The 14,655-nt window shown below is 69.4% G+C and carries 13 protein-coding genes; 7 read left to right on the forward strand and 6 right to left on the reverse strand.

The genetic code is table 11. The features are described from left to right. Window positions 1-3: 3 nt before the first annotated feature. Window positions 4-531, reverse strand: a complete 528-nt coding sequence (locus G6N30_RS12340; RefSeq protein WP_134053151.1) for a 2-isopropylmalate synthase — start codon at window positions 529-531, stop codon at window positions 4-6. A 197-nt stretch (window positions 532-728) separates the two neighbouring features. On the opposite strand from G6N30_RS12340, the gene G6N30_RS12345 reads away from it, so the two are divergent. Further along, a complete protein-coding gene (locus G6N30_RS12345; RefSeq protein WP_134053153.1) occupies window positions 729-1,481 on the forward strand; it encodes a sulfite exporter TauE/SafE family protein in 753 nt (250 codons plus the stop codon). 4 nt (window positions 1,482-1,485) lie between these two features. Here G6N30_RS12345 and G6N30_RS12350 read toward each other — a convergent pair whose 3' ends face one another. After that, window positions 1,486-2,547: a phosphotransferase family protein gene (locus G6N30_RS12350; protein ID WP_134053155.1), complete on the reverse strand. Its 1,062-nt coding sequence runs from the start codon at window positions 2,545-2,547 to the stop codon at window positions 1,486-1,488. 12 nt (window positions 2,548-2,559) lie between these two features. Beyond that, window positions 2,560-3,387: a class I SAM-dependent methyltransferase gene (locus G6N30_RS12355; protein WP_134053157.1), complete on the reverse strand. Its 828-nt coding sequence runs from the start codon at window positions 3,385-3,387 to the stop codon at window positions 2,560-2,562. 126 nt (window positions 3,388-3,513) lie between these two features. On the opposite strand from G6N30_RS12355, the gene G6N30_RS12360 reads away from it, so the two are divergent. After that, a complete protein-coding gene (locus G6N30_RS12360) occupies window positions 3,514-4,218 on the forward strand; it encodes a winged helix-turn-helix transcriptional regulator (protein WP_134053159.1) in 705 nt (234 codons plus the stop codon). A gap of 24 nt (window positions 4,219-4,242) precedes the next feature. Here G6N30_RS12360 and G6N30_RS12365 read toward each other — a convergent pair whose 3' ends face one another. Further along, a complete protein-coding gene (locus G6N30_RS12365) occupies window positions 4,243-5,001 on the reverse strand; it encodes an SDR family NAD(P)-dependent oxidoreductase (RefSeq protein WP_134053161.1) in 759 nt (252 codons plus the stop codon). A gap of 100 nt (window positions 5,002-5,101) precedes the next feature. Here G6N30_RS12365 and G6N30_RS12370 point away from each other — a divergent pair, with 100 nt between their 5' ends. The 4 genes from G6N30_RS12370 to G6N30_RS12385 all read left to right on the forward strand — a co-directional run bounded on the left by G6N30_RS12370 (window position 5,102) and on the right by G6N30_RS12385 (window position 10,801). Next, window positions 5,102-6,646 (forward strand): molybdopterin-dependent oxidoreductase, encoded by a 1,545-nt coding sequence (locus tag G6N30_RS12370; RefSeq protein WP_134053163.1) that lies wholly within the window; start codon window positions 5,102-5,104, stop codon window positions 6,644-6,646. Between the two features lie 97 nt (window positions 6,647-6,743). Beyond that, window positions 6,744-8,276: an ATP-dependent DNA ligase gene (locus tag G6N30_RS12375; protein WP_134053165.1), complete on the forward strand. Its 1,533-nt coding sequence runs from the start codon at window positions 6,744-6,746 to the stop codon at window positions 8,274-8,276. Between the two features lie 93 nt (window positions 8,277-8,369). Beyond that, window positions 8,370-10,664 (forward strand): carbon starvation CstA family protein, encoded by a 2,295-nt coding sequence (locus tag G6N30_RS12380; protein WP_134053167.1) that lies wholly within the window; start codon window positions 8,370-8,372, stop codon window positions 10,662-10,664. Continuing rightward, the gene (locus G6N30_RS12385) at window positions 10,610-10,801 is read left to right on the forward strand and encodes a YbdD/YjiX family protein (RefSeq protein ID WP_134053169.1); all 192 of its coding nucleotides are present in this window, start codon (window positions 10,610-10,612) and stop codon (window positions 10,799-10,801) included. Before G6N30_RS12380 ends, G6N30_RS12385 begins: the two co-directional genes overlap by 55 nt. A gap of 1 nt (window position 10,802) precedes the next feature. On the opposite strand, the gene G6N30_RS12390 is transcribed toward G6N30_RS12385, so the two are convergent. Next, window positions 10,803-12,023 (reverse strand): cytochrome P450, encoded by a 1,221-nt coding sequence (locus tag G6N30_RS12390; RefSeq protein ID WP_179965627.1) that lies wholly within the window; start codon window positions 12,021-12,023, stop codon window positions 10,803-10,805. Window positions 12,024-12,034: 11 nt separating this feature from the next. Beyond that, window positions 12,035-13,093, reverse strand: a complete 1,059-nt coding sequence (locus G6N30_RS12395; protein ID WP_134053173.1) for an LLM class F420-dependent oxidoreductase — start codon at window positions 13,091-13,093, stop codon at window positions 12,035-12,037. Window positions 13,094-13,154: 61 nt separating this feature from the next. On the opposite strand from G6N30_RS12395, the gene G6N30_RS12400 reads away from it, so the two are divergent. Further along, on the forward strand, window positions 13,155-14,651 hold the full coding sequence (locus G6N30_RS12400) for an acyl-CoA carboxylase subunit beta (RefSeq protein ID WP_134053175.1): 1,497 nt from the start codon (window positions 13,155-13,157) through the stop codon (window positions 14,649-14,651). Window positions 14,652-14,655: the final 4 nt, after the last annotated feature.

Raw genomic sequence — 14,655 nt, forward strand, 5'->3', positions numbered from 1 at the left:
GGCTCAGGCGGTGAGCAGCCGGTTGGCGCAGGCGATGACCGCTCGAAGCGCCGACTGAGTGGCGTCGTCGGACCACCCCATCGCCCATTCGGTGCGCATGCCGTCGGACCCGCGGATGAAGGTCGCGGTGTGCGCGCCGGCGGGGATCTGGTGGAAGGCGACGGTCTCCACGGCGATGCCCTGGTCGTAGAGCATCGCGGTCAGCGCCGCGACCGGGCCGCACGCCGCCGCCGTCGCGGTGCTGATCCGGTCACCGAACGCGAGCGTGGCCTGATAGGTGCGCGCCTGCGGGCCCAGCCGGCCCGCGGGGCGGTCGCCGTCGGTACACGTCCACTGGCCGAGCCGCAGCGGGCCCGTCGTCGGGGCGTACTCGTCGAGGAATGCGTCCAGGGTCATCTCGTCGGCCTCCTTACGCAAACCGCGGGGCAGCGGGGCAGGCAGGACTGATGCGAACGTCGGCCGGGTGACCCCGTGCGGTGCGATCTCGCTGGCAGTGGACGTCAATGCCGGTGATGGCGAGGTGGTGATCATGTGCCGGTCTTCTCGTGGAGGAGGTGACCGACGGTGTAGCAACGACCCACAGCGAGGGGTCGGTCGAGATCAGACCCCGCTGCGGGTTGCTACTACGAGTCGCCTTGGCACGCCGACGATGCTAGACCCCGCCGCGGGGACGGCGCAATCGCATTCTCGGCGCGGGCGGCCGCACCGTCGGCACTAGTGTCGACGCAATGCATTGGCCCGATATCGGTCTGCTGCTCGCCGCCGGCATCCTCGGCGGACTCACCGGCAGCATCGCCGGCCTGGCGTCCGTGGCCACCTATCCCGCACTGTTGCTCGCCGGGCTGCCGCCGGTGGCGGCCAACGTCACGAACACGGTGTCGCTGGTGTTCAACGGTGTCGGTTCGGTGCTTGGGTCGCGGCCGGAACTGAGAGGCCAGGCCGCGTGGCTGCTGCGCATCGTCCCCGCCGCGGGGCTCGGCGGGGTGGCCGGCGCCGTGTTGCTGCTGTCGACGCCTGCCGAGGGGTTCGAGAAGGTCGTGCCGATCCTGCTGGGCGGTTCGGCGGTCGTGATCCTGCTGCCCCGCCGTGCCGCCCCGGCGCACCCCGGACGCCGACCCAGCGCCGGGCTGTGGGAATCCGCCGCGATCCTGGCCATCTGTGTCTACGGCGGCTACTTCGGCGCCGCGGCCGGCGTGCTGTTGCTGGCGCTGCTCCTCACCACGGGCGGCAATACGCTCGCGCACGCCAACGCGGGCAAGAATGTCGTGCTGGGGGTCGCCAACACCGCTGCCGCACTGGTGTTCGCGGTGGCCGCGCCGGTGCACTGGCTGGCGGTCATCCCGCTGGGCGCCGGCTGCCTGCTCGGGTCCCGGCTGGGCCCGGTGGTGGTCCGTCATGCGCCCGCAGGCCCACTGCGGGTCCTCATCGGTCTGGCCGGGGTGGCGCTGGCGGTCAAACTCGGCGTCGACACCTACCGCTGAGCGGTCACATGAAGGGGTCTTCACCTTTGGCGACGCGCATGCCGAGGTCGATCAGGTTCGTCGCCGAGCTGTGCAATCGCTCGCCGGCCTCGCGGTTGGCCCGGCCGGCCAGGAAGCGCGACCACGTCCCCTCGATCACGACGGCGAGCTTGAAGCAGGCCATCGCCAGATACCACGACAGCGCGGTCGTCTGCCGTCCTCCCGCCGCCGCGTAGGCGTCGAGCAATTCGCCCCTGCCGGCGAGTCCGCCGAGTGCGGCCAGCTCCTTTCCGGCGTCGATGGGGTTCGGGTCGTGCGGCCAGCAGATCAGCATCCAGCCGAGGTCCAGCAGTGGATCGCCGATCGTGCACATCTCCCAGTCGATGAATGCGGCCAGCTCGGGTGTCTCCCGGCGCAACAGCACGTTGTTCAGATGCGCGTCGCCGTGCATGATGCCCGGCTCACCGTCCGGCGGCCGGTTGCCCTCCAACCATTCGGCCAGCTCGGCGACCCCGGACAACGACTCGGGCGCATACCGCTCGTGGCGGTAGCTCTCGAGCAATCGGAGGAACTGCGGAACCTGGCGCGCCAGAAACGATCCCGGCCGCTTGATGGCGGCGAGTTCGCTGCCCTGCCACGGCACGTTGCCCAGCTGGGCGAGGCTCGCCGCGTACGACAGGCCGACGCGGTGGCGCATGTCGGGGTCGTGCCGATAGGCCTCGGCGACCTCGTTGCCGGGGTTGAACCCGTCGACCTCCTCCATCAGGTAGAAGACGACGCCGAGCACCTCGAGGTCCTCGCACCCGGCGATGAACCCGGGATGCGGCACGGAGCTGCCTGCGAGCGTGCGCAGGACGGCGATCTCGCGTTGCATCGTCTTGTCACTTGTCGGACGCGGATGCACCGGCGGACGACGCAGCACCATCGGCCGTCCGTCGAGGTGCAATCGCACGACGACGTTCTGGGTGCCGCCGGTCAGCGGTGCGACGTCGGTGATCGTCTCGCCGAGGCCCTCTCGCCGTGCCCAGCGCACCAGCGCGGTCACATCGGCGTCGGTCAGGGTGGGAAGCTGCGCGGCGTCGGGCATGCGGACATGGTGTCAGGCCTTGCGCGCCGTCAACAGCAGATACTCCCACTCCATTCGCGACGATCCGTCCATCAGCTCGTCACCGAGTGCGGCGATGTCGCGATCGAGCTGCGCGACCCGCTCCGCGTCGTCGGCGATATTGCGGTACGCGGCGATGGTCGGGCCGTACATGGCCTTGAAGTAGTCGCGGAATTCGGCGCCGTCGGCGAAGTGCGTCACCGGCAGGGTGCGGCGCTGCGCGGTGAGTTCGCCGACGCGGTCGCCGAAGAGCTCCCGGACGTGCTCTTCGCGTCCCCACAGCGGGGGCGGTTGCGCGCCGGGGGGCGGGGGCGGCATGTACGGCTTCATGGTGGCGAACAGCCGCCCGATGTGACCTTCGGGTGTCCAGTTGATCAGGCCGATGGTGCCGCCCGGCCGGCACACCCTCACCAGCTCGTCGGCGGCGCGCTGATGGTACGGCGCGAACATGACCCCGATACACGACATGACGATGTCGAAGTCGTTGTCCGCGAAGGGCAATGCGTGTGCGTCGGCTTCGCGCCATTCGAGGTCGACGCCCAGCTCCGCGGCGGCGGTACGGCCGTGCTCCAGCAGTTCGGGGGTGAGGTCGCTGGCCGTGACCGTGGCACCGGTGCGGGCCGCGGGGATCGCGGCGTTACCCGTTCCCGCGGCGACGTCGAGCACCCGATCGCCGGGCCCGATACCGGTGGCCTCGACCAGAACCGGTCCCAGCGGTGCGACGAGTTCCGCCGCGAGTTTCGGATAGTCTCCCGATGCCCACATGGACCGGTGCCGCGCGGCCAGTTGCCCGTCGTCGACGGTGGCGGTGTCGCTGCTCATGATGGCGTCCTCCTTGTTCGGTGCACACATCGTCACTCCCGCACCCGCGGCGATTCCAGTTCCAGATCTGTACTGGTGACCCGATCTGCGGGACGATGGCGATGCGACCGACCAGGAGGTACGCCGATGTCGGGTTACGGCCAATTCTGTCCCGTGGCCAAGGCCATGGAGCTGCTCGACGAACGGTGGACGCTTCTGGTCGTCCGCGAATTGCTGCTTGGTAGTACACATTTCAATGAGTTGCGCCGCGGCGTGCCGAAGATGTCGCCCGCCCTGCTGTCGAAACGGCTGAAGTCACTCACCCGCGCCGGGGTGGTGGAACGTAGCGAGATCGACGGGCGCACAGGCTATTCGCTCACCGCGCGTGGGCAGGAGCTCGCCGCGGTGGTCGAGGCGCTCGGCACCTGGGGGGTGCGCTGGATCGGCGAGCTCGGCGACGAGGACCTCGACCCGCACCTGCTGATGTGGGATATGCGGAGGACGATCCCGGTCGCCGAGTGGCCGGACACCCGCACCACGCTGGCGTTCCGCCTCGAGGGGGCGGATGCGCGCGCGGCACGGTGGTGGCTGGTGGTCGCCGACGGGCAGGCCGACGTCTGCGACGTCGACCCCGGCTACGACGTGGCGGCCACCGTGCAGACCAGCCTGCGCACGCTGACCGCGGTCTGGCGCGGCGACGTCAGTTGGCAGCGCGCGATGCTCGACGGCAGCGTCGCGGTGTCGGGCGCGGCGGAAGCCCGTCGCGCGGTGCCGGCGTGGATCGGCCAGGGATCACTGGCCGCGGTGCCCCGGGCCGCCGATCGCGATTTCGGCGTGATCAGTCGCGGCTGACGCGACCGATCACGCCGAAATCACCTACTTGGGCGCGAACCGCTGCCCGGCGTCGAGCCGGATGCACTGTCCGTTGAGCATCGCGTTCTCAACGATCGCCACGGCGAGCTTGGCGTACTCCTCGGGGCGGCCGAGCCGCTTGGGGAACGCGGCGTCCTTGGTCAGCTGGGCGGCGAATTCGTCGGGGATGCCCTCGGTCAACCCGGTGGCGAACAGGCTGGGGGCGATCGCGAGCACCCGGATGCCCAGGCTGCCGAGGTCACGGGCCATGGTCAGGCACATCCCGGCGATGGCCGCCTTCGACGCGGTGTACGCGACCTGACCGATCTGGCCCTCGAATGCGGCGATCGAGGAGGTGTTGATGATGACGCCGCGCTCGTCGTCCTCCGGCTCGTTCTTGCTCATGTGCTCGGCGGCGAGCCTGCTGATGTTGAAGGTGCCGACGGTGTTGAGGTCTTGCACCTGACGGAACACGTCGAGGTCGTGCGGCCCGTTCTTGCCCAGCGTCCGCATGGCCGAGCCGCCGCCGGCGGTGGTGACCGCGACATGGAGACCCCCGAGGGCCTCGACCGCCTGGGCCAGGACCTGCTCGGTGCCCGCGAAATCCATGACGTCGACCGGGTAGAACGTCGCGCCGAGCTCGTCGGCCACCTCCTGGCCCTTGGACTGCGGCCGGTCGAGCACGGCGACGGTGGCGCCCCGCTTGGTCAGCGCCTCGGCGGTGGCACGGCCGAAACCGGAGGCACCCCCGACGATGACGGCCTTCTTGCCCTCGATCTCCATCTAGTTCCCTTTCCACTTTGCGGTCGGACTGTAAAGGAACCTAGCCGACGTCAGCGTTCGGTAAGGCTTTCGGGTGCGCGAACTGACTACCTTGGCGACCATGGCCGGCCTCCCGCGTCCCACCCGCGCCTGGTGCGGAATCGCCGCCGCTGCCGTCGCGGTGGGTGTCACCGAGTTGGTGGCGGTGCCGTTCGGCCCGCAGGCCGATGCCCGCACCGCCGTCGGCTCCGCGGTCATCGACGCGACCCCGGGTCCGGTCAAGGAGTGGGCGATCACGACCTTCGGGATGGCCGACAAACTGGTGCTGTCCGTACTGGTGCTGGCGGTGATCGCGGTGCTCGCCGCGGCGGGCGCCGCCCTGCAGACCCGGAAGTTGCCGGTGGGCAGCGTCGTGATCGTGGCAGGCGGCCTCCTGGGCTGCGCGGCCGTCCTGTCCCGCGCCGGCGCTCATGCGGCCGATGTCATCCCGGCGCTCGCCGGCACCGTGTGCGGGGTGGCGGTGCTGCAGTTCCTGCTGTCCGGACGGATCACCGACGCACCCGAGACGGCCGGCGGGGACGTCGACCGCGGGCGGCGGCTGTCGCTGGCCGCGTTGGGGGTGCTCGCGGCAGGCGGTGTCGCGGGGGCGACCGGGGCGGCGCTGTCGCGGCGGGCCGCCTCGGTGTCGAACGACCGCACCGCGTTCACGCTGCCGCGCGTCGACGTGGCCGCGCCTCCGATCCCGCCGGCGGTCCAGCCCAGCGGCGGCGGGCTGCCGTCGTTCGTCACGCCGACGGCCGACTTCTACCGCATCGACACGGCGCTGAGCGTGCCGCAGGTCGCCCGCGACCAGTGGCGGTTGCGCATACACGGCATGGTCGACCGCGAGATCACCTACGGCTTCGACGATCTGGAGCGCTTCGAGGCGGTCGAGAAGGTCGTCACGTTGACGTGTGTGTCCAACCCGGTGGGCGGGAACCTCATCTCCAACGCCACATGGACGGGCTACCGAGTGCGAGACCTGTTGGCGCAAGCGGGCATTCACTCCGACGCCGATATGGTGCTGTCGACCTCCCACGACGGTTTCACCGCGGGTACGCCCGTCGAGGCGCTGACCGATTCCCGCGATGCGCTGCTGGCGGTCGGGATGAACGGCGAGCCACTGCCCACCGAACACGGCTACCCGGCCCGGCTGGTGGTGCCCGGCCTCTACGGCTACGTGTCGGCCACCAAGTGGGTCGTCGACCTGGAGCTGACCCGGTTCGACCGCGCACAGGCGTACTGGACGAAGCTGGGGTGGTCGGAGCGCGGGCCGATCAAGACCGAATCACGGATCGACGTCCCGCGCAGCGGCGGCGAGGTCACAGCCGGACCGGTCACCTTCGGCGGGGTGGCGTGGGCGCAGAACCGCGGTGTGCGCGCCGTCGAGGTACGCATCGACCCACCCGGCGGTCAAGGCGACTGGCAGCCCGCCGAACTGGGCGCGAGCTACTCGAACGACACCTGGCGGCTGTGGAGCATCGACTGGCAGGCCCGCGAGCCGGGTCTGCACACGATCACCGTGCGCGCCACCGACAACACCGGCACCGTGCAGACGCCCGACCGCGCCGACCCGGTGCCCGACGGCGCGACGGGCTGGCACAGCATCGTCTTCAACGTCACCTAGTCTCCGCGACGGTGCGTGTCTGCACCCGGCGCGCCGCGCCGACACCGGTAGTTTGCGCACGCTCGCACCCGTCGCCGCCGCATGCCATTCTCGACGTGTGCTGCTCGTCGATGTCGCCACCGCCTCAGCTGATGTCGGCGCGACGTCGTCCCGGCTGGCCAAGACCGCCCGCATCGCCGAACTGCTGAGCCGCGCGGGCGCCGAGCAGGACGCCCGCCAGATCGCGGTGACCGTGGCGTGGCTGTCCGGTGAGCTGCCCCAGCGCCAGATCGGTGTGGGGTGGGCGGCGCTGCGTTCCCTTCCCGCGCCGGGCGACACACCGACGCTGACGGTGCCCGCGGTCGACGCGGCGTTCTCGGAGATCGGCGCCGTCTCCGGGAAAGGGTCCCAGCTCCGCCGGGCGAACCTGATCGCCCAGTTGTTCGCCGCGGCCACGGCGGTCGAGCAGACCTTCCTGCGCCGCCTGCTGACCGGAGAGCTGCGCCAGGGCGCGCTGATCGGGGTGATGGCCGACGCGGTCGCCAAGGCGGCCGGTGTGCCTGCCACCGGGGTGCGGCGTGCGGCGATGCTCGCCGGCGACCTGCCCGCGGTCGCGGCCGCCGCGCTCACCGCCGGCGATGCGGGACTCGCGCAGTTCACGCTGCGGGCGGGCCGACCGGTCGGACCGATGCTCGCCCAGACCGCGACCGGTGTCGCCGACGCACTGGAACGGCTGGGCGGGTCGGCGGTGTTCGAGGCCAAACTCGACGGCGCCCGCGTCCAGATCCACCGCACCGGGTCGGACGTCTCGGTGTACACCCGCTCGCTGGACGACGTCACCGAACGCCTACCCGAGGTCGTCGAGGCGGCGCTCGCCCTGCCGGTCACCGACCTCATCGCCGACGCCGAGGCGATCGCGCTGCGCCCCGACGGGCGTCCGCACCGCTTCCAGGTCACCGCCTCGCGGTTCGGGCGCGCCGCCTCCCGTGCCACCCAGCCGCTGTCGGTGTTCGTGTTCGACCTGCTACACGTCGACGGCACCGACCTGCTCGACCTGCCGACCCTCGAACGTGTCCGGGTGCTCGACGACCTGGTCCCCGCCGCGCACCGCGTCGACCGGCTCGTCACCGGCGACGGCGCCGCCGCACAGCACTTCCTCGACGCGACGCTGGCCGCGGGCCACGAAGGGGTGATGGCCAAGTCGCCCACGGCGCCCTACGAGGCCGGCCGCCGCGGGGCGGGGTGGTTGAAGGTCAAACCGGTCCACACCCTCGATCTCGTCGTCCTGGCCGTGGAGTGGGGCAACGGCAGGCGCACCGGCAAACTCTCCAACATCCACCTCGGCGCGCGCGACCCCGCGACCGGGGGTTTCGTCATGCTCGGCAAGACGTTCAAGGGGATGACCGACGCGATGCTCGACTGGCAGACCACCCGATTCCTCGAGCTGGCCGACGGTCCGACGGACGGGTACGTGGTCAGGGTGCGCCCCGAGCAGGTGGTCGAGATCGCGTTCGACGGGGTGCAGGGCTCGACACGCTACCCCGGGGGAATGGCTCTGCGGTTCGCGCGCGTCCTTCGTTATCGTGACGACAAGTCGCCGGCCGAGGCCGACACCGTCGACAGCGTGCGCGAGTTCTACGAACGCGCCTGACCCACGAAAGCAGGGATTCGACGCATCGCCGATCATGTCGGTGCAAGGATCACCACAGGCATCTGACACTGTCGCGCCATCGAGGGAGAGACCGTGGCCACACCCACCGCCGCACCATCCGAGCGCTTCGAGGAGACGGACGGCGACGTCACCTATATCCGCACGGATCGAGATCTGCCGCCGGTGGCGATCATCGACCGGTCCCCGATCACGACCAGACACAAGGTCGTCTTCGGGCTCATCGCACTGATCGGTGCGATCGCCTGGGCGGTGATCGCCTTCTTCCGCGGTGAGACGGTGAACGCCGTCTGGTTCGTGATCGCCGCCATCTGCACCTACGTGGTGGCGTTTCGCTTCTACGCGCGGCTGATCGAGATGAAGATCGTCAAACCCCGCGACGACAACGCCACGCCCGCCGAGCTTTTCGAGAACGCCACGGATTACGTGCCGACCGACCGCCGGGTACTGTTCGGCCACCACTTCGCCGCCATCGCCGGTGCCGGCCCGCTGGTCGGTCCGGTTCTCGCCATGCAGATGGGATTCCTGCCCGGCACCATCTGGATCATCATCGGCGCGGTCTTCGCCGGCTGTGTGCAGGACTACCTGGTCCTGTCCATCTCGACGCGCCGCCGGGGCCGCTCGCTGGGCCAGATGGCCCGCGACGAACTGGGCGCCGTCGGTGGCGCCGCCGCGATCGTCGGCGTGCTGGTCATCATGGTCATCCTGCTGGCCGTGCTGGCCCTGGTGGTCGTCCAAGCACTGGCGCAGAGCCCGTGGGGCGTGTTCTCCATCGCGATGACGATTCCGATCGCGATCTTCATGGGCGTCTACCTGCGCTTCCTGCGCCCGGGACGGGTGTCCGAGGTGTCGGTGATCGGCGTGGCGCTGCTGCTGCTGGCCGTCGCCTCGGGCAACTGGGTGTCCCACACCTCATGGGGCGCATCGTGGTTCGACCTGTCGCCGGTGGCGTTGAGCTGGTGCATCATCGCCTACGGGTTGGCCGCGTCGGTCCTGCCGGTGTGGTTCCTGCTCGCCCCGCGCGACTACCTGTCGACGTTCATGAAGGTCGGCACGATCGCGCTGCTGGCGATCGGCATCCTCATCGCCCGCCCGGTGATGGAGGCGCCCGCCATCTCCCAGTTCGCCACCAGCGGCACGGGTCCGGTCTTCGCGGGGTCGCTGTTCCCGTTCCTGTTCATCACGATCGCGTGCGGCGCGCTGTCGGGCTTCCATTCGCTGATCTCCTCGGGCACCACGCCGAAGCTGCTGGAGAAGGAAAGCCAGATGCGGCTGATCGGCTACGGCGGCATGCTGACCGAGTCGTTCGTGGCGATCATGGCCCTCATCACCGCGGCGATCCTCAACCAGCACCTGTACTTCACGCTCAACGCCCCCGCCGCACAGACCGGTGGTACGGCAGCGACCGCGGCGGAATACGTCAACGGGCTGGGCCTTTCCGGCGCGCCGATCACCCCGGAGGAGATCGACCAGGCCGCGGCGAGCGTCGGCGAGCAGTCCATCGTCTCGCGGACCGGTGGGGCGCCCACGCTGGCGTTCGGGATGTCCGAGGTGCTGAGCAGTGTCTTCGGCGGCGATACGCTCAAGGCCTTCTGGTACCACTTCGCGATCATGTTCGAGGCGCTGTTCATCCTCACCACCGTCGACGCCGGCACCCGGGTGGCGCGGTTCATGCTGTCGGACGGGCTGTCGAATCTCGGTGGGCCGCTGCGCAAGCTGAAGGATCCGAGCTGGCGCATCGGCGCCTGGGCCTGCAGCCTGATCGTGGTGGCCGCGTGGGGCAGCATCCTGCTGATGGGCGTCACCGACCCGCTCGGCGGCATCAACACACTCTTCCCGCTGTTCGGCATCGCCAACCAGCTGCTCGCCGCGATCGCGCTGACCGTCGTCACCGTGGTCGTGCTGAAGAAGGGCCTCGTGCAATGGGCGTGGGTGCCGGGCATCCCGCTGCTGTGGGATCTGGTCATCACGTTGACCGCCTCATGGCAGAAGATCTTCTCCGGCGACCCGAAGGTCGGCTACTGGACGCAGCACTTCCAGTACAAATCGGCGCTGGCGCAGGGCAAGGAGGCGTTCGGCGCGGCCAAGAACCCCGACCAGATGAACGACGTCATTCGCAACACGTTCATCCAGGGCACGCTGTCCATCGTGTTCGCCGTGCTGGTGGTGATCGTCTTCGCGGCGGGAGTGATCATGGCGGTGCGCGCACTGCGCGGCACCGCGCCGCCGACCACCGAGGACGAGCCGCTGCCGTCACGCATCTTCGGGCCCTCCGGGCTGCACACCACCGCGCGGGAGAAGGAGGTGCAGAAGCAATGGGACGCGTTGTCGCCGTCGCACACCAGATCCGTTGGTACGTCGGCTCATTGATGGGTGACAACCACTACGCCCGCTACGTCGAGCACCGGCGGCGCACCCATCCGGGCGAGCCGGTGCTCAGCGAGCGGGAGTACTGGCGGATGAGGCATGCGGCGGCCGACGCCAACCCGGGCGCGCGCTGCTGCTGATTCAGGACAGGATGTATCGGATCGGCAGGTGCTTCAGCCCGCCGACGAATGTGGTCGCCACGTGTTCTGGCCGGCCGGCGAGTTCGACCGACCGCAGCCGCGGGATCAACTCGGTGAAGAAGCTGGTGACCTCCATGCGGGCCAGTGCCGCACCGAGGCAGAAGTGCACGCCGTGGCCGAACGCGATGTGCCTGTTGGGATCACGACCGACGTCGAAGGTGAACGGTTCGTCGAAGACGTCCTCGTCCCGGTTGGCCGACGGGTAGGACAGCAGCACCGACTCCCCCGCCTTGACGCGAATTCCGCGGACCTCGGTGTCGGCCTGCGCGGTGCGCATGAACTCCTTGACCGGGGTGACCCAGCGGATCATCTCCTCGGTGGCCGTCGCCATGAGTCCCGGATCGTCACGTAGCCGCTGCAGTTGGTCCGGATGCTCGATCAGGGCGTGCAGTCCACCGGAGATGGTGGCGCTGGTGGTGTCGTGCCCGGCGGTCGCGACGATCACGTAGTAGGACACCGTGTCGATGTCGGACAGCGGCTCGCCGTCGACAGCGGCGTTGGCGATGGCCGACGCGAGGTCGGTGGTGGGCTCGGCGCGGCGGGCCGCGGTCAGTTCGTTGAAGTATCCGAACATGTCGAGCAGCACGCCGAGCTGCTCCTCTTTGGTGGCGCCATGGCTGAATTCGTCGTCGTCGTTGCCGAACAGCTCCTGGGTGTAGCGCAGCATGCGGGGAAAGTCGGACTCGGGCACGCCGAGCAGCGACATGATCACGTAGAGCGGGAAGTTGACGGCGACCTCCTGGACGAAGTCGCACTCCGGTCCGATGGCCAGCATGTGGTCGACGTACCGCTTCGCCAGTTCGTCGACGCGGATCTTCATCTCGCGCATGGCCTTCGGGCGGAACCAGTCGGCGCCGATGGCCCGCACCACGCGGTGCCGCGGATCGTCGAGGTGGATCAGTGTGCTGATCCCCGCGCCCGCCTGCAGCTCATCGGACTCCGCCGTCATCAGCACGGGTCGTGGGCAGTTGGTGAACAGGTTGTTCGCGCGTTCGACGGCCATGATGTCGGCGTGCTTGGTGACCGCCCAGAACGGCCGGTAGCCGTCGACGTCGACCCACGACACCGGCGCGTGGGCACGAAGGTGGGTCAGCGCGGCGTGCAGTGCGGTTTCGTCGGTGTAGGCCGAGGGCGTGGCGAAAACCCTCGCGGCCTCGTCGATGATCGGGGTGCTCACGGGTGGCTCCTCTCGGCGGCGGTCAGGTCGCGCAGTTCGCGCAGGACCGTGGCGACGGCGTCGTCGGCAACGGCGGCCGGGAAGGCGGGCAGCACGCGGTCGATCACGCCGTCGCAGCGGTCGCGCAGCCTCTGCGCGACGGTCGCCAGGGGCGCGACGACGGCGAAGGCGGCCAGGACGTCGTCGTCGATCAGCGTTCCCATCGCGTCCCATTCGCCGTGCCGGGACAACCGGTGCAGTTCGGTGTGCAGATCGCCCCAGCCGTGCAGCTCGAGGACCGCGCGGTAGGCGGGTGTCGACCCGTAGAACGCCAGCTGTTTGCGCGTGGCGACCGCGGCCGCCTCGATGTCCTCGGCGGTCTCCCCCGTGACCACCAAGACCGGACAGGAAACCTGGAAGTCTCTGCGACTGCGGACATTTCGGGTCAAGCCGTCGAGCAGTGCCGGTGTGGTGACCTCGTCGAGATAGCGCTTGGTGGTGAACGCGTGCGCCAGCAGCCCGTCGGCGATTTCACCGCACATCCGGGTCATCGCCTCACCGACCGCGGCGATGAAGATCCTGGGGACGCCGTGAGGGTGCGGTTCGGGTGTGAACATCGGGGTCATGATCTTGTGGGTGTAGAAATCCCCTTCGAACCGCAGCGGTGTGCCCTCGTGCCAGCACGACCAGATCTCGTGCAGTGCGGTGACGAACTCCCGCATTTGCCGCACCGGGTGACCCCAGGGCATGGAGAAGCGCTTCTCGATGTGTGGCTGGACCTGGGTGCCCAGGCCGAGGATGAACCGACCGCGGGAGTACGCCTGCAGATCCCACCCGATGTTGGCCACGGTCATCGGGTTTCGCGCGAACGCCACCGCGATGCTCGTGCCGATCTCCAGCCGCGTCGTGTGTTCGGCGGCCAGCAGCAGCGGCAGGAACGGGTCGTGGTTGATCTCCCCGGTCCAGCATCCGTCGTAACCCTGGCCTTCTACGGCGGCGGCGGCCTCGGGCACTCGAGCGAGTTCGCTGGGGATGCCCCGGTCGATCCTGAGGCCGGGCGTCACACCGTCACCCATGGGCGATGACGCTACAGTAAGCAATTCAGTAAGGTCAACGACCGCGAGTGAGGACCGCCCCATGACGGACGCCCAGGATTGGCAGGAGACGCTCGAGGATCTCGACCGTCGCCGCTCGCACGCGCACGGTATGGGCGGGCCCGAGCGGGTGGCCAGACACCACGGCAAGGGCAGACTCGATGCCCGAGCGCGCATCGCCCGCCTGCTCGACCCGGACACGTTCTGTGAATTCGGCACCCTGGTCGGCGGCGACATCGCGGCCGACGGGATCGTGGCGGGGTCGGGCCGCATCGGCGGCACACCGGTGATGGTCGGTGCCGAGGACTTCACGACGCTCGCGGGCAGTATCGGGCCGGGAGGCAACGCGAAGCGGTACCGGCTCGCGGAATTGGCGCTGCGCAACAAGGTTCCGATGGTCATGCTGCTGGAAGGAGCGGGGTTCCGGCCCAGTGGCGAACACTACGGGCGCACGCCGACCGACCTCATCGTGCAGGCGCAGTGCTCCGGGAAGGTGCCGACGGTGTCGGCGGTGCTGGGGCCGTCCGCCGGCCACGGTGCGCTGGTCGCGCCGGTGTGCGACTTCACCATCATGAGTGCCGGTGGCGCGATCTTCACCGCCGGCCCTCCCGTGGTCAAAGAGTCCACCGGAGAGGAGATCTCGAAGGAGAATCTGGGCGGTCCCGGGGTGGCGCTGGCCAGCGGGGTAATCCACAACGACGCCGAGGACGACGAGACCGTGATCGACGACATCCGCCGGTACCTGTCGTACTTCCCGTCGAGCGCGTGGTCGTATCCGCCCACCCGGCTCGCCGACGGCACCGCCGACCCGCGCCCCACGCCCGAACTCCTCGGAATCGTCTCGCGCGACAACCGCCACATCTACGACATGCGAACGGTGCTCGACGTCGTCTTCGACCGGCCGGACTGGTTCGAGGTGCAACCTCGGTTCGGTCGGGCGATCATCTGCGCGCTGGCACATCTGGGCGGTTTCCCGGTCGCGGTGGTGGCGAACCAGCCGCAGGTGATGGCGGGTTCCATCGACTCCGATGCCGCGGACAAGGCCGCGCACTTCATCATGGTCGCCGACTCGTTCCACCTGCCCATCGTGTTCCTGGCCGACAATCCCGGGATGTTGCCGGGCAGCCGGTCCGAGCGCAGCGGGGTGCTGCGCAGCGGCGCCCGGATGTTCGCCGCCCAGACCGCCGCCTCGACCCTCAAGCTGCATGTGACGCTGCGCAAGGCATTCGGGTTCGGTTCGATGGCCATGTCCCTGTTGGGTTTCGACAATCAGGTGGCCACGTTCGCCTATCCCGGCGCCACCATGGGTGCGATGAGCGCCGCGGCGATGAGCCGGGCGACCCACGCGGGAGAGGACTACGCCGAGGTCCTCAAGACCATGGAGCTGGAGGCCAGCTACCGCTCGGCCGGGCACCTCGGATTCGACGAACTCATCTCACCGGTCGAGACCCGTGACCGGTTGCTCGTGGCGCTACAGCACGGCGTCTTCAGCAGGCAGGCCGTCGCCGAACCGGTCAGCCGCACCTTCATCATGCCGTAGTGAT

Source organism: Mycolicibacterium litorale (assembly GCF_010731695.1).
GTDB lineage: Bacteria > Actinomycetota > Actinomycetes > Mycobacteriales > Mycobacteriaceae > Mycobacterium > Mycobacterium litorale.

Bases quoted from the DNA above. Each gene is read 5' to 3' on its own strand.
- G6N30_RS12400 (WP_134053175.1), top strand. From the start codon at position 13,155: ATGACGGACGCCCAGGATTGGCAGGAGACGCTCGAGGATCTCGACCGT.
- G6N30_RS12370 (WP_134053163.1), top strand. From the start codon at position 5,102: ATGGCCGGCCTCCCGCGTCCCACCCGCGCCTGGTGCGGAATCGCCGCC.
- G6N30_RS12355 (WP_134053157.1), bottom strand. From the start codon at position 3,387: ATGAGCAGCGACACCGCCACCGTCGACGACGGGCAACTGGCCGCGCGG.
- G6N30_RS12340 (WP_134053151.1), bottom strand. From the start codon at position 531: ATGATCACCACCTCGCCATCACCGGCATTGACGTCCACTGCCAGCGAG.
- G6N30_RS12345 (WP_134053153.1), top strand. From the start codon at position 729: ATGCATTGGCCCGATATCGGTCTGCTGCTCGCCGCCGGCATCCTCGGC.
- G6N30_RS12395 (WP_134053173.1), bottom strand. From the start codon at position 13,093: ATGGGTGACGGTGTGACGCCCGGCCTCAGGATCGACCGGGGCATCCCC.
- G6N30_RS12350 (WP_134053155.1), bottom strand. From the start codon at position 2,547: ATGCCCGACGCCGCGCAGCTTCCCACCCTGACCGACGCCGATGTGACC.
- G6N30_RS12360 (WP_134053159.1), top strand. From the start codon at position 3,514: ATGTCGGGTTACGGCCAATTCTGTCCCGTGGCCAAGGCCATGGAGCTG.
- G6N30_RS12385 (WP_134053169.1), top strand. From the start codon at position 10,610: ATGGGACGCGTTGTCGCCGTCGCACACCAGATCCGTTGGTACGTCGGC.
- G6N30_RS12365 (WP_134053161.1), bottom strand. From the start codon at position 5,001: ATGGAGATCGAGGGCAAGAAGGCCGTCATCGTCGGGGGTGCCTCCGGT.